General features: G+C 62.2%; 13 protein-coding genes. 9 read left to right on the top strand and 4 right to left on the bottom strand.

Annotated elements, in window-relative coordinates; genetic code table 11:
* Nucleotides 1-40: 40 nt before the first annotated feature.
* Complete coding sequence (locus tag AC1DK3_RS12490; RefSeq protein WP_339082669.1) at nt 41-1453, top strand: ATP-binding protein; 1413 nt, start codon at nt 41-43, stop codon at nt 1451-1453.
* Between the two features lie 254 nt (nt 1454-1707).
* Here the strand turns inward: AC1DK3_RS12490 and proC are convergent, their stop codons facing one another.
* The 3 genes from proC to AC1DK3_RS12475 all read right to left on the bottom strand — a co-directional run bounded on the left by proC (nt 1708) and on the right by AC1DK3_RS12475 (nt 3671).
* Nucleotides 1708-2535 carry a pyrroline-5-carboxylate reductase gene (gene proC, locus AC1DK3_RS12485; RefSeq protein WP_477192511.1) on the bottom strand — a complete coding sequence of 276 codons (828 nt, stop codon included), beginning with the start codon at nt 2533-2535 and terminating at the stop codon, nt 1708-1710.
* 49 nt (nt 2536-2584) lie between these two features.
* Nucleotides 2585-3082, bottom strand: coding sequence for a type III secretion system chaperone family protein (locus AC1DK3_RS12480; protein ID WP_477192510.1), 498 nt, complete (start codon nt 3080-3082; stop codon nt 2585-2587).
* A 310-nt stretch (nt 3083-3392) separates the two neighbouring features.
* Nucleotides 3393-3671: an accessory factor UbiK family protein gene (locus AC1DK3_RS12475; protein ID WP_477192509.1), complete on the bottom strand. Its 279-nt coding sequence runs from the start codon at nt 3669-3671 to the stop codon at nt 3393-3395.
* Nucleotides 3672-3866: 195 nt separating this feature from the next.
* Here AC1DK3_RS12475 and lgt point away from each other — a divergent pair, with 195 nt between their 5' ends.
* From lgt to AC1DK3_RS12450, 5 genes are all read left to right on the top strand, one after another.
* On the top strand, nt 3867-4706 hold the full coding sequence (gene lgt / locus AC1DK3_RS12470) for a prolipoprotein diacylglyceryl transferase (protein ID WP_477192508.1): 840 nt from the start codon (nt 3867-3869) through the stop codon (nt 4704-4706).
* The gene (locus AC1DK3_RS12465; protein ID WP_477192507.1) at nt 4703-5842 is read left to right on the top strand and encodes a class I SAM-dependent methyltransferase; all 1140 of its coding nucleotides are present in this window, start codon (nt 4703-4705) and stop codon (nt 5840-5842) included. The genes lgt and AC1DK3_RS12465 overlap by 4 nt, the downstream gene beginning before the upstream one ends.
* 16 nt (nt 5843-5858) lie before the next feature.
* Nucleotides 5859-6647 (top strand): peptidoglycan editing factor PgeF, encoded by a 789-nt coding sequence (gene pgeF / locus AC1DK3_RS12460; RefSeq protein WP_477192506.1) that lies wholly within the window; start codon nt 5859-5861, stop codon nt 6645-6647.
* 326 nt (nt 6648-6973) lie between these two features.
* Complete coding sequence (locus AC1DK3_RS12455; protein ID WP_477192505.1) at nt 6974-7915, top strand: hypothetical protein; 942 nt, start codon at nt 6974-6976, stop codon at nt 7913-7915.
* A gap of 176 nt (nt 7916-8091) precedes the next feature.
* A complete protein-coding gene (locus AC1DK3_RS12450) occupies nt 8092-9027 on the top strand; it encodes a ribose-phosphate pyrophosphokinase (RefSeq protein ID WP_477192917.1) in 936 nt (311 codons plus the stop codon).
* A gap of 36 nt (nt 9028-9063) precedes the next feature.
* On the opposite strand, the gene AC1DK3_RS12445 is transcribed toward AC1DK3_RS12450, so the two are convergent.
* Complete coding sequence (locus tag AC1DK3_RS12445) at nt 9064-9489, bottom strand: Fur family transcriptional regulator (protein ID WP_477192504.1); 426 nt, start codon at nt 9487-9489, stop codon at nt 9064-9066.
* Nucleotides 9490-9795: 306 nt separating this feature from the next.
* Here AC1DK3_RS12445 and AC1DK3_RS12440 point away from each other — a divergent pair, with 306 nt between their 5' ends.
* From AC1DK3_RS12440 to AC1DK3_RS12430, 3 genes are all read left to right on the top strand, one after another.
* Nucleotides 9796-10530, top strand: a complete 735-nt coding sequence (locus tag AC1DK3_RS12440; protein ID WP_477192503.1) for a 50S ribosomal protein L25/general stress protein Ctc — start codon at nt 9796-9798, stop codon at nt 10528-10530.
* Nucleotides 10531-10698: 168 nt separating this feature from the next.
* Nucleotides 10699-11448 (top strand): aminoacyl-tRNA hydrolase, encoded by a 750-nt coding sequence (gene pth, locus AC1DK3_RS12435; protein WP_477192502.1) that lies wholly within the window; start codon nt 10699-10701, stop codon nt 11446-11448.
* Between the two features lie 44 nt (nt 11449-11492).
* A complete protein-coding gene (locus AC1DK3_RS12430; RefSeq protein ID WP_477192501.1) occupies nt 11493-12221 on the top strand; it encodes a hypothetical protein in 729 nt (242 codons plus the stop codon).
* Nucleotides 12222-12251 lie beyond the last annotated feature (30 nt).

Below are 12251 nucleotides of genomic sequence, written 5' to 3'. Positions count from 1 at the left end.
GGGTTCCCCTCCGGACACGCGAGCGGCGGAAAATTCACGAATGGCTGTTGTGCCCGAAACGACACCGGATGCCGGAAGCAACGCCTCGCGGTATCGTCGTTTCCGCGAGCACCCGTATGTCGTGGGACTGCTCAACATCGGCGCCGAGATGCTCCCGAAGGGCCTCTATGCCCGAGCGCTGCTGATCATCATCACACCGATCGTCGTCCTCGAAGGCGTCATTGCGTTCGCATTCATGGAACGCCATTGGCAGGCCGTGACGCGCCGCCTGTCGGAAGCGACGGCTCGTGACATCGCGGCGCTGATCGAGGTCTATGAGGATCTGCCGAAGTCGGACGGCCCTCAAAAAATCATCGATCTCGCGCGCGATCGCCTCAACTTGGCGATGGAAGTTCTCCCCAACGGCGATCTTCCCCCGCCTGGGCCGAAGCCGTTCTTCCGGCTGCTCGACCGCGCGCTCTCCAATGAGTTGCGCAAACATGTCCAGCTGCCGTTCTGGATCAACACCGTCGGCGACCAGAACGTCGAAATCCGCGTCAAGCTCGACGATGCCATTCTGCGGTTCGTCGCGACCCGCAGCCAGACGTACGCGTCGAACTCCCATATCTTTCTGCTTTGGATGGTCGGCTCCTCGGTCATCCTGCTGACCGTCGCTATTCTCTTTCTGCGCAATCAGATCAGGCCAATTCTGCGACTCGCCGATGCTGCCGACGCCTTCGGCAAAGGCCGCGGCATCCCGGATGACTTCAGACCGCGCGGCGCGCGCGAAGTACGTCAGGCCGCCCTCGCGTTTCTGCAAATGCGCGACCGCATCAAGCAGCACGTCGAACAGCGCACCACGATGCTCGCCGGCGTCAGCCACGATTTGCGAACGGTGCTGACGCGTTTCAAGCTCGAGCTGGCTTTGCTCGACGATACGCCGGAGACGCGCGCACTCTCGAGCGACGTCGACGAGATGCAGCACATGCTCGAAGACTATCTGGCATTCGCCAAGGGCGACGGCGGCGAGGAAGCCAAGCCGACGAATCTCAAGGAGCTGCTCGAGGAAATCGTCGACGACGCGTCGATCTATGCCTGCAACATCGATCTCAAAATCCGTAAAAGCAAAGGCGACATCATCCTGCCGCTGAAACGGCAGGCCCTGAAGCGCGCGATCATGAACCTCGTGACGAACGCCGCGCGTTTCGGCGACCGCATCATCATCCGCGTCGCGCCCGAAGGCCGCTGGGTGCGCATCGAGGTCGACGACGACGGCCCCGGCATCCCCGAGGAAGAACGCGAGAACGTTTTCCGTCCGTTCTACCGTCTCGATCACGCCCGCAATCAGGACGAAGGCAACAGCGGACTTGGCCTTGTGATCGCCCGCGATATCGCCAAGAGCCACGGTGGCGAAGTCGCTCTCGGCGAAAGTTCGATGGGCGGCCTGCGCGCGATTATTTCCCTGCCGAAATAGGAAAAAGTCCCGAGAATATCTCTGCGTTTTGAATACGTTAGGCGTTAATCACACGCCTTTGTGATTTGACCGTTATGTTATGGTGTTACATTGTCCATCCATCGGATCCGGGGGCCAAACCCGTCGACTTTGGCAAGGTGTCCTCCAAGCCTGCAGTCACCGGTACCGACAATCCCGTGCGCCGTGGGCTTGCAGCCCATTCGGGATGCGCTTAGTGGCCGCGAACAACGACCGAGACCGACATCCCAGCCCGGTCAACGTCCCAGTTCGCGGCCGCGCTTTTTTGCGGCGAGCACCGCTTCCGTCATCAGTTCCTTGAGACCGCTGCCCTCTCGCATCAGCACTGCGAGGGCCGCAGCCGTCGTGCCGCCGGGCGACGTCACGTTGCGCCTCAGCGTTTCGGCATCGAGCGGCGATTGATTGAGCAATTCGCCCGATCCTGAGACGGTCGCCCGCGCGAGCTGCGTCGCCGTCGCCTGATCGAGACCGGCAGCCACACCCGCATCGGCGAGCGCCTCAGCCAGAAGGAAGACATAAGCCGGTCCCGAGCCCGATACGGCCGTTACCGCATCGATGAGGCTTTCGTCGCCAACCCACACGACCGGCCCCACTGCACCCAGAAGGCTCTCGCACGCCTGCCTCTGTGCCGCTGTCGCATGGGCGTTCGCGACGGCACCGGTAATGCCGCGGCCGATCGCGGCCGGCGTATTGGGCATCGCCCGGACAACGGCGCTTCCGGGCGGAAGATGGCGCTCGAAGCTCGCAAGCGTTTTGCCCGCAGCGATCGAAACGACGACAGTCTCCGGTCCGGCGATTTTCGCGAGCCCGGGAAAAACGTCGTCCATCGCCTGCGGCTTGACCGCGACGACGATGACGGCCGGTGGCGGATCGAGCGGGGCCAGATGAGCCACCGCCCTGATGCCATGCGTGTTTGCGAGATCTTGCGCAGCGCCTGAGAGATTAGGCTCCTGGATGACGATGCTCGCGGGATCCAGTCCCCGGTCGAGCCAGCCTTGGAGCAGGGCGGCGCCCATCTTGCCGGCGCCTGCAAGCACCACCGAACCATTCAATTTCAACGACATTCTGGGACTTCCTCGGCGAAGAACGCCGAACCCTAGAATGGCGCCCGGCTTAAGCCTGTCCCTGCGTCTCGAACATCGTCGAAACCAGGGCTTCCTTGCTCTCCTTACCCGCCCACACCACGAACTGGAAGGCTTGATAGTAGCGCTCGCAGCCTTCGAGCGCCGCCTTCAGCATCGCTTCGCACTGACGGACCGTCGCAACCGTCCCGTTGAGCAGCAGCGCGTGACGGAACATCACGAGGCCTTCCTGCGTCCAGAGATCGAAGTGACCGAGCCAAAGCTGCTCGTTGATCTGTGCGATCAGGCGATACATTTCAGTCAGACGGTTGGCGGGAACGCGGAAATCGAACGCGCAGGCGAGATGCAAAGCTTCGAGATCGTCGCGCCAATTGATCGAGATGTGATAATCAGCCCACGTCCCGGCGACGATGAGCGTCAGCTCTTCATCGCTCGCCCGTTCACAGGGCCAATCGTGGCTCTGCGCAAGCTGCTCGATGAGATCGATCGGATTGAGAACGCGGTCAGAACCCTGTTCCGCAACTGCCATTTGATATCGCTCTCCAAGTCTGCCGCGCGCCGGGATGGCCTAACGAACGACGCAAAACACTCAATTCAATCGCGCCGCTTAGTGCTGCGCCGGACAAAACCAGACGCCCATACGAGTCGCAAGCTGACCCGACCGGCGCGCAAACCTTGTCCACGATCAAAGTGGCAAAGCCCGGGCGCGCCGGGGTCGGGAAGGCGGCTCAGCGTCGTTAGCTGGTGAAAAGCCGCTTAACCTGTGGATGCTTCGGGCACCGCGTTTCGAACGTGGAGAGAACGCTCGGTTTCGAACGCCCGGCATCAAACGAAACACCTCAAACGGTCGAGGTGCCTTGGAGCGAAAGTTGCGCGACCTGCGATTCAAGCACCGCAATGCGTGCTGCCAGCGCTTCGTTTTCCTGGCGCGCTTTCTGGGCCATCTCGCGCACCGCCTCGAAGTCTTCCCGCGTCACGACACTCATTTCGCGCAGGAACTTTTCGGCCTGAGCGCGAAAAAGCGCTTCCGTCTCTTTTTTTAAGCCATCCGCCGCACCCGCTGCGTCCGTCATGAGCTTGGCAAAGTCGTCGAAGAGTCTGTTAGTTGTCTGGGTCATTGGGGTCTCGGAATTGAGGGTGTTTATAAGTTATGGCGATTGCCGCCCATGGCCGCAAGCTCGAGCAGGGCGAGCCGCCGTCGCGGGCAAACGATGGCCGCTTGACTTTGCCCAGGGGTTCCCAAACAACCCTCGGAACTGGGGCTTTCTTAGCGCCTCGACACGGCCAATCGCGAAATGCCGACCGGAGCGCCGATGACACCCCTCGCCCTTTTGACCTTCCCTGACATCGATCCCGTAGCGATCGAATTCGGCCCCTTCTCGGTCAAATGGTATGGCCTGGCCTACATGTCGGGCCTTCTGCTCGGCTGGCTCTATATCCGTCGTCTGGTCTCGACACCCAAGCTCTGGCGCGGCGACAAGCCCCCGATAACCCTGGAGCGCGTCGACGACCTTCTGCTCTTTATGACGGCAGCGGTCATCATCGGCGGCCGCCTCGGGCAGGTTCTGCTCTACGACCCCGACTTCTACTTTGCGAACCCGGCGGAGATCTTCAAAGTCTGGAAAGGCGGGATGAGCTTCCACGGCGCATTCATCGCGTCTGCATTGCTGCTCTGGCTCTTCGGACGCGTCTATAACGTCAGCGCCCGTTCCGTGATGGACCTCTGCTGCGCCGCGTCGCCCATCGGAATCTTCTTCGGCCGCACTGCCAATTTCATCAACTCGGAGCATTGGGGCCGCGTAACGGACGCCTACGTCGGCATGGTGTTCCCGAACGGCGGAGAAAACCCGCGCCATCCGAGCCAACTCTATGAGGCTCTGCTCGAAGGCCTCGTGATGTTCATCATCTTGAGGTTCGCAACCCATCATCTGTTTGCATTGAAGCGTCCGGGTCTCGTGACCGGCCTCTGGCTCGTCTGGTACGCGATTGCACGCACCATCTGCGAATTCTTCCGCGAGCCGGAAGCCGGCCATATCCTGAACATTGGTCCCTTCACCGCAGGCCAGGTCTATTGCCTGCCCATGCTGGCGCTCGGCATCTATATGATCTGGACCGCGAACCGGACGAACACTCCCGGAAAGGCAGCCGTGTGATCGGAGATACTGGATTGCGTCGCGATACGCCGCTGTCCCGGCGGATCAAGGAGAGCATTCGCCGCGACGGGCCGATGACAATTCAGACCTATATGTCCCGCTGCCTCTGGGACGTGGACTACGGCTACTACCGCACGCAGCCGGTTTTTGGCGCCGCCGGCGACTTCATCACCGCCGCCGACATCAGCCAGGTCTTCGGCGAGTTGATAGGCGTGTGGGCCGGCGTCGTTTGGCAGGGTGTGCTCGGCGCGCCCAATCCCGTCACGCTTGTCGAATATGGCCCAGGACGCGGCACCATGATGCGCGACGTGCTCCGCGCCGCTCGTATCGTTCCGGGCTTTGCAAACGTCGCCCGTGTGCATCTGGTGGAAGGCAGCGACGCCCTCACTGAAATTCAAGCCGCCACACTCGCCGACTTTAGCAGCGTGTTGAGTTGGGGCCGCGAGCTGGACGAGTTCAATCCGCCCGCCATCATCTTCGCCAACGAGTTCCTCGATGCGTGGCCCGTGGCCCAGTGGGTCAAAACGGACACCGGCTGGCACATTCGCGGCGTCACGCTCGACAAGGCGGGTGAACTGCAATTCGCGGGCATCGATAAAAATTGCCCGCGCGAAGCGTTCGAAGCCCTTCTGCCGAACGCGCCGCCCGGAACAGTCATCGAGTCCCAGCGCCTCGATCAGCTCGCCGAAGCATTGAAAGCGCTCGCCGACCGCGGACCCGTAGCATTTTTGATGATCGACTACGGTCACACGACACCAGCTGCCGGCGACACGCTGCAGGCCGTTCGGGGCCACGCTTATGAATCACCTTTAACGTCGCCCGGCGAAGCCGACCTCACGGTGCACGTCAATTTCTACGATCTTGCATCGACCCTGCATCGCGCTGGCCTCGTTCTCGATGGGCCGGTGACGCAGGCCGAATTTCTCGGCTCCCTCGGTATCGTCGAGAGAGCATCCCGGTTGATGTCCGCAAACCCGGCGCGAGCGATCGAGATCGAAACGGGTGTCGCCCGGCTCCTCGCACCGAATGGGATGGGTTCGCGGTTCAAAGTGCTCGCAGCCCGCTCGCCGGGGCTGCCATCGCTACCCGGATTTGGCGCCGCGCGCGTAACGTCCGGAGCGCCGGGAACAACGTGATGAAGGCCGTACGATCATGACGCTCAAACCCGTCGAAGCGGCGAACCTCGCCAAGGTCTCCGGCATTCGCCACGGCTTCTTCACGCGCGCTGGCGGCGTATCGAGCGGACTTTATGCGGGCCTCAACTGTGGGCTCGGCTCGAACGACGACCAGACACTCGTTCTCGAAAACCGCCGCCTCATCGGGCGGCACCTCGGCGCCGGCGACGACAAATTCGGCGGCGGCGTGATCACGCTCTACCAGGAACATGGCACGACCGCCCTGGAAGTCACCGCGCCGCCGTCTCGCGACGCGCTTCCCCGCGCCGACGCCGTCATCTCCGGAACGCCGGGTCTCGTCATCGGCGTGCTGACGGCCGACTGTGCCCCCGTGCTTCTCGCGGACGGTGAGGCGGGCGTCGTCGCTGCCGCCCATGCAGGATGGCGCGGAGCCGTCGACGGGATCGTCGACAGCGCGGTTCGCGAGATGGAACGTCTGGGTGCTCGCCGTGAGCGCATCTCGGCAGCCGTCGGGCCGTGCATTAGCCAGCCGGCCTATGAGGTCGGCCCCGAGTTCGAAGCGGCTTTCCTCGCTCGCGATCCCGCGAATGGCGCTTTCTTCCAACGAAATCCGAAAACCGCCCGCCCCCACTTCGATCTTCCGGGCTTCGTCGTGAGCCGCTTAGCTAATGCCGGCGTTAGCAATATTGAAAACTTAAGCCTCTGCACCTGCGCGAACGAATCGCTTTTCTTCAGCTACCGGCGTAAAACTCTTCGTGGGGAGCCGGACTATGGCCGACAAATCTCCGCCATCGTCGTGGCGTAACTGCACAATCCACAGCCAATGCCTCGGCAAGGGTAACGTTTGACGACCTGACAACAGTTTCACCGGGCTGCCATCTGGACTGGCAGTTAAAGGCTGATCTACAGGGATAGGGTCAGTTCCGGTAGTTTTCAGGGGAGTTCAGGCCGCGCGAGTAGCGTTTTCCGGCCGCCGGGAAGTCGCGGTTGGATAAGGGGGGACGTCCATTGACGACCTTTTGGTTTGCACGTGCGCGTGAGCGCAGAACGCGTCTACGGGTGATCGGGCCAGTGGTTCTGGCTGCTTTCGCCACGATGGGACTAGGCGGCTGCGAGTCGGGGTCGAACCTTTTGAGCGGCGGATCAAACGCACCTCAAGCTTCGCTGATCCTTCCGCCCGCAACCCCAGTCGCTGCACAGACGGCTAAAATTCAGATCGCGCCCGTCATCGGCTCGCCCGACAACGTCGCCCGCGATCTGCAATCGCAACTTGCATCGTCGATCGGCCACAACGGCATCCAGGTCGCCACCGCAGCCAACGCGACCAGCGAATACGTCGTGCGTGGCTACATCGTAGCGGCCCGCGAAAAGACGAAGGCCAAAATCTCCTACATCTGGGACATCACGGACCAGGCCGGTAAGCGCGTTCACCGCATTACAGGCGAAGAAGTCATCGCCGGAGCGGGTAAGGACCCGTGGGCCGCCGTCACGCCGCCCGTCGTGCAGAGCATTGCCGACAAGACGTCGAAACAGATCGCGAGCTGGCTCGCGGCGAGCGGAAGCATCCCCGTCGCGGCGAACGGCAAACCGCCGGCCGGTACGCCACCAACCAACGTCGCCTCGAACGATGCAGGCCCAGCGCCAAGCCCGTCATATCCGACGGCATCGAACACACCGATCGCGCCGACGACGGGTAGCATCACGACGTCCGGACCGATCACCGCTATCGTACCGATGGTAACCGGCGCACCGGGCGACGGCAGCACCACGCTGACGACCGCCATCCAGCGCGAGCTGACCAAAAACGGCTTGGCTCTTTCCAATGTGCCGAACGCCCAGGCCTATAAAGTCGAAGGCAAGGTCGCGATGGGCCAGAGCAAAGATGGCAAGCAGCCCATCCAGATCGATTGGAACGTGATCGACCCGGCGGGCAAGAAGCTCGGCACTGTGTCGCAGAAGAACGAAGTGCCCCAAGGCTCGCTCGACGGCTCCTGGGGCAAGACGGCCGATGCAGCCGCACAGGCGGCAGCACAAGGCATTATCAAGCTTTTACCGGCGAAAAGCACAGATTAAGCAAACTGTGCGCGATATACGTCAGAAGCTTCATAACGATGACATCTTTGGGCTCGGACGGTTGAATCGTCCGGGCCCAATTGCTACAAGCCCGCGCATAAGAGGCTTCTGGAGCGCAAATGCCTTTTGATACCAAGGTCGACGCTCGAAGTTTGGATGGCCGGGGAAAGCTGGGCGTGAAGATCGTCGCGGGAAACAGTAACCGGCCGCTAGCCGACGCCATCTGCTCATATCTGAAGCTTCCAATGGCCAAAGGCCAAGTGAAGCGCTTCGCGGACATGGAGATCTTCGTCGAGATCCAGGAGAATGTGCGCGGCCAGGATGTGTTCGTCATCCAGTCGACGTCGTTTCCGGCTAACGACAACCTGATGGAGTTGTTGATCCTGCTCGACGCGCTCAAGCGTTCGTCGGCACGGCGCATCACGGCCGTCATCCCCTACTTCGGCTACGCGCGCCAAGACCGCAAGCCCGGTCCCCGAACGCCGATATCAGCAAAACTTGTCGCGAACCTCATCGAACGAGCCGGCGCCGATCGCGTTCTGACGCTTGATCTCCACGCCGGACAGATCCAGGGCTTCTTCGATATTCCAACCGATAACCTCTTCGCCGCGCCCGTCATGACGCGCGATATCGAAGAGAACTTCGGCAACACCGACGATGTCGTCGTCGTCTCGCCGGACGTCGGCGGCGTCGTTCGCGCCAGAGCCCTCGCCAAACGCATCGGAGCGCCGATCGCCATTTGCGATAAACGGCGCGAACGTCCGGGCGAAAGCGAAGTGATGAACGTCATCGGCGAAGTCGACGGCAAACGATGCGTCCTCATCGACGACATCATCGATTCCGGTGGAACGCTCGTCAATGCCGCGGAAGCCCTGCTGAAGAACGGCGCGACGGAAGTCTCGGCCTACATCTCGCACGCTGTGCTTTCAGGCGGCGCAGTCAGCCGCATTCAGAACTCACGCCTGAAATCGCTGGTCATCACCGACTCGATACTTCCGACCGAAGCCGTCAGGACCGCGAAGAATATCCGGGTAGTCTCGATCGCTCCACTCATCGGCGAAGCCATCCTGAGAACGAGCCGCGAAGAAAGCGTCTCGAGCCTCTTCTACTGATGTCGCTACTGACGTCATCCTAAGCCATGTCGAGCGTCAGCCGTTGGGCTCCGCACCCGTATCCGTGCTGCAGTCCCCGCAGCGGCCGCGGATCTCCATCGTCATCGACCGGACCTTGAAATCATTCTTGCCCGCCCAGGCCTGCAGGTTTTTGACAGCGGCCGGGTTGTCGAATTCCTTCACCGAGCCGCACGCGTCGCAAATGGCGAACACCGCCTTGCCGTGATGGTGCGGATGATCGCACGCGACGAAGGCGTTAAGGCTTTCGAGCCGGTGCGCGAGGCCATCCTCGATGAGCCGTTGCAGCGCCCGGTAAACCGTCGGCGGCGCGCTGACGCCCTTGCCGCGAACCTCCTCGATCAGCTCATACGCGCTGAGAGGCCGGCCGACACCCCTGAGCGCCTCGACAATGATCTTGTCCTGATCGGCCGCGCTGCGGCGTTTCGTAGGCTTTTTGGCCATCACTCCGGGCATCTCCGTTCCCAATAAATCGACCACCGGCCAAGTTCGCCGTTAATATGCTGATTTTCGCGGCAACTTTCCAGCTAGCCCGAAGCCGACAGAACGCATTGCCCGACCCGTTGCCCGACCTGTTGTATGGGCTCAATCGCCCATCTTTGGCCCGTTGCGCGGGTGCCAAACCCCGAGTATACACGCCCCATCTCATGAAGACCTTCCTGAGACGCCGCCCGGCACCCTTGGAGGCCGGTACGCGGCTTTTTGGCTCTTCTGATAGGCAGAAGAGTCCTAACACTCGGAGACGATGCCATGTCTGAGCTCATCACGCTCAAGGCTACGGCGCGCCCGCGTGCCGGCAAGGGGGCCGCACGCCAAGCTCGCCGCGATGGAAATGTGCCTGCCGTCATTTACGGCAATCAGGAAACCCCTGAGACGATCAATCTCGAATACAACGAGCTCTGGAAGCAGGTCCTCCGCGGCCACTTTACCTCGACCGCCATCGAACTCGACGTCCAAGGGACGAAGCACATCGTGCTCGCCCGCGACGTGCAGGTCGATCCGGTGCGCGATACGCCCCTTCACGTCGACTTCCAGCGTGTTGGCAAGGATGGCGTCATTCGCGTTTCGATCCCGATGCGCTTCGTCAACGAAACACTGTCGCCCGGCCTGAAGCGCGGCGGCGTGCTCAACATCGTGCGCCACGATGTCGAAGTGTATTGCCCTTACGACAAGATCCCGCGCTTCTTCGAGATCAACCTCGAAGGCATGGAGATCGGCCGTTCGATCCACATCTCGGCAGTCAACCTGCCGGAAGGCATTTCGCCGGTCATCAAGAACCGCGACTTCACGATCGCAACAATCGCTGGCGCGCTCAAGGGTGACGACGAAGCCGCATCCGCGACGGCTGAGGCTGGCGCTCCCGCCGCCGACGCCAAGGGTGCAGCACCCGCAGCTGGCGGCAAGGCTGCCCCTGCTGCAGCCGCAGGCAAGGCTGCTCCGGCCGCCAAGGCAGCACCCGCTGCCAAGCCCGCCGCGAAGAAGTAAGAAGATCACGAACCGGCGCGATCATCGGATCGCGCCGGTCTCTCTCACGGGTTCCGCGCCCGGCGGCCCGCTCCGCGAAGCGGTGTAGCCAGGCGCGTCACAATTCCCTCCGCGAAGCGCGCGCCTTCCGGCCGGCTTGCCGGAGGCAAGTCGGAAGGCGCCAGCAAAATGAAGCTTTTCGTCGGACTTGGTAATCCTGGCGAGAAATATCGCGCCAATCGCCACAACATCGGTTTCCTGGCGGTCGATCGCATCGCCGAGCGCAACGGCTTCGGCCCCTGGCGAAAGAAGTTTCAAGGTCTGGTCGCGGAAGGCTCGATCGGCAACGAGCGCGTCACGCTTCTGAAGCCCGAAACCTACATGAACGAAAGCGGCCGCTCGGTCGGCGAAGCCCAGCGCTTTCTCAAAATTCCCCTCGACGATGTCTACGTCTTTCACGACGAGCTCGATCTCGCGCCCGGCAAGGTGAAAGTGAAAACCGGTGGCGGCAACGCCGGCCACAACGGTCTCCGCTCGATCTCCGCGCACATCGAAAACGAATACAAGCGCGTGCGCCTCGGCATCGGACATCCAGGATCCAAGGATGTCGTCATCCATCACGTCCTCAACGATTTCGCGAAATCCGATCGCGAATGGGTCAACGCCCTGCTCGACGCCGTCGCCGATGCAGCGAGCTACCTCGCCAAGGGCGACGACGCGCGCTTCCTGAGCGATGTCGCGCGCTTGTTCCAAGATGAGCCCGAAAAGCCGGCGCGCAAAACCGAACGTGCGCCGGCGGAAGAAGAGCCGCGCGCCCCCAAAAAGCAGGCATCGGGGCCACACCCGTCCGGTGAACGCGCCTCCAAACGACAGTCGGCGTTGGCCGAGAACTTGAAAAAATGGCTGGGCGCGCGAAAATCCGGCGACGGCAGCTCGTGATCGTTCGCTCGCGCGTATCGTAGTCGTCGGGGGGGGGGAGAGTAATGTCCGAGTATCAGGAAGAGAGCGACGTAGGCGGCGCCCGTTCAGGCGGCCGTGCCCAAACGATTGTCGGCGCCCTCATCCTGTTGTTCACGATCGGCGTTTTCGGCGTCGTCGGCTGGGACGCTTACAACTCCGTTGACAAGGACAAGACAGGCGTCCGTCGCATCCTCGCCAAGCGCTGGAACGACCGCACGCTCGTCTTCCCCGTGGAAGGCGCCGACCGGGCGGGACGGCGCGCGCTGTTCGACGTCGTCGTCCTCACCAAGAACTACGGCTGGGTCCGCGGCTCGACGACCGAACTCCAGAAGGACGATCGCCGACTGTCACCGCAGGAAGTTCAGGAAGAGGTGCTCGCGCCGCAACTTCGCGAAGGGCTGAGCGGCGCACGCGGCCTGATCGCCGTCGGCCTCGCGAGCCAGGAAGGCGAGATCGAGCGGGAAGAGCAGCGCGGAAGCCAGCGTGCCATCCGCACCGCGCGATGGGTCCAGGAAGCCCTCGGCGAGCGCATTCCAATGTGGACTTTGAACCTCGGACGCTACGTCGATCCGTGCGCCGATTGCGAGGATTCCGACACCAGCTGGCAGCGCCCGTTCATCGTTATTGCCGTGCGCAATGCCGACGAGGGCACACACATCTCGGAGGCCCTTGCGGACGCGATGTCCTTCAAGTCTAACCTTCCCGCCCCCTCGCGCTATTCGGCGTTTGCATTTGCGAAATTCACGCGGTGAGCCATAGGGCCGCAGAAGGAGCCTAAAAGG

It is taken from the genome of Hyphomicrobium sp. 01T421 (assembly GCF_056398805.1).
The sequence above is the reverse complement of the archived record's forward strand: the minus strand, read 5'-3'. Positions and strand labels throughout refer to the sequence as shown.

Bases quoted from the DNA above. Each gene is read 5' to 3' on its own strand.
- AC1DK3_RS12490 (WP_339082669.1), top strand. From the start codon at position 41: ATGGCTGTTGTGCCCGAAACGACACCGGATGCCGGAAGCAACGCCTCG.
- proC (WP_477192511.1), bottom strand. From the start codon at position 2,535: ATGTCGTTGAAATTGAATGGTTCGGTGGTGCTTGCAGGCGCCGGCAAG.
- AC1DK3_RS12480 (WP_477192510.1), bottom strand. From the start codon at position 3,082: ATGGCAGTTGCGGAACAGGGTTCTGACCGCGTTCTCAATCCGATCGAT.
- AC1DK3_RS12475 (WP_477192509.1), bottom strand. From the start codon at position 3,671: ATGACCCAGACAACTAACAGACTCTTCGACGACTTTGCCAAGCTCATG.
- lgt (WP_477192508.1), top strand. From the start codon at position 3,867: ATGACACCCCTCGCCCTTTTGACCTTCCCTGACATCGATCCCGTAGCG.
- pgeF (WP_477192506.1), top strand. From the start codon at position 5,859: ATGACGCTCAAACCCGTCGAAGCGGCGAACCTCGCCAAGGTCTCCGGC.
- AC1DK3_RS12445 (WP_477192504.1), bottom strand. From the start codon at position 9,489: ATGGCCAAAAAGCCTACGAAACGCCGCAGCGCGGCCGATCAGGACAAG.
- AC1DK3_RS12440 (WP_477192503.1), top strand. From the start codon at position 9,796: ATGTCTGAGCTCATCACGCTCAAGGCTACGGCGCGCCCGCGTGCCGGC.
- pth (WP_477192502.1), top strand. From the start codon at position 10,699: ATGAAGCTTTTCGTCGGACTTGGTAATCCTGGCGAGAAATATCGCGCC.
- AC1DK3_RS12430 (WP_477192501.1), top strand. From the start codon at position 11,493: ATGTCCGAGTATCAGGAAGAGAGCGACGTAGGCGGCGCCCGTTCAGGC.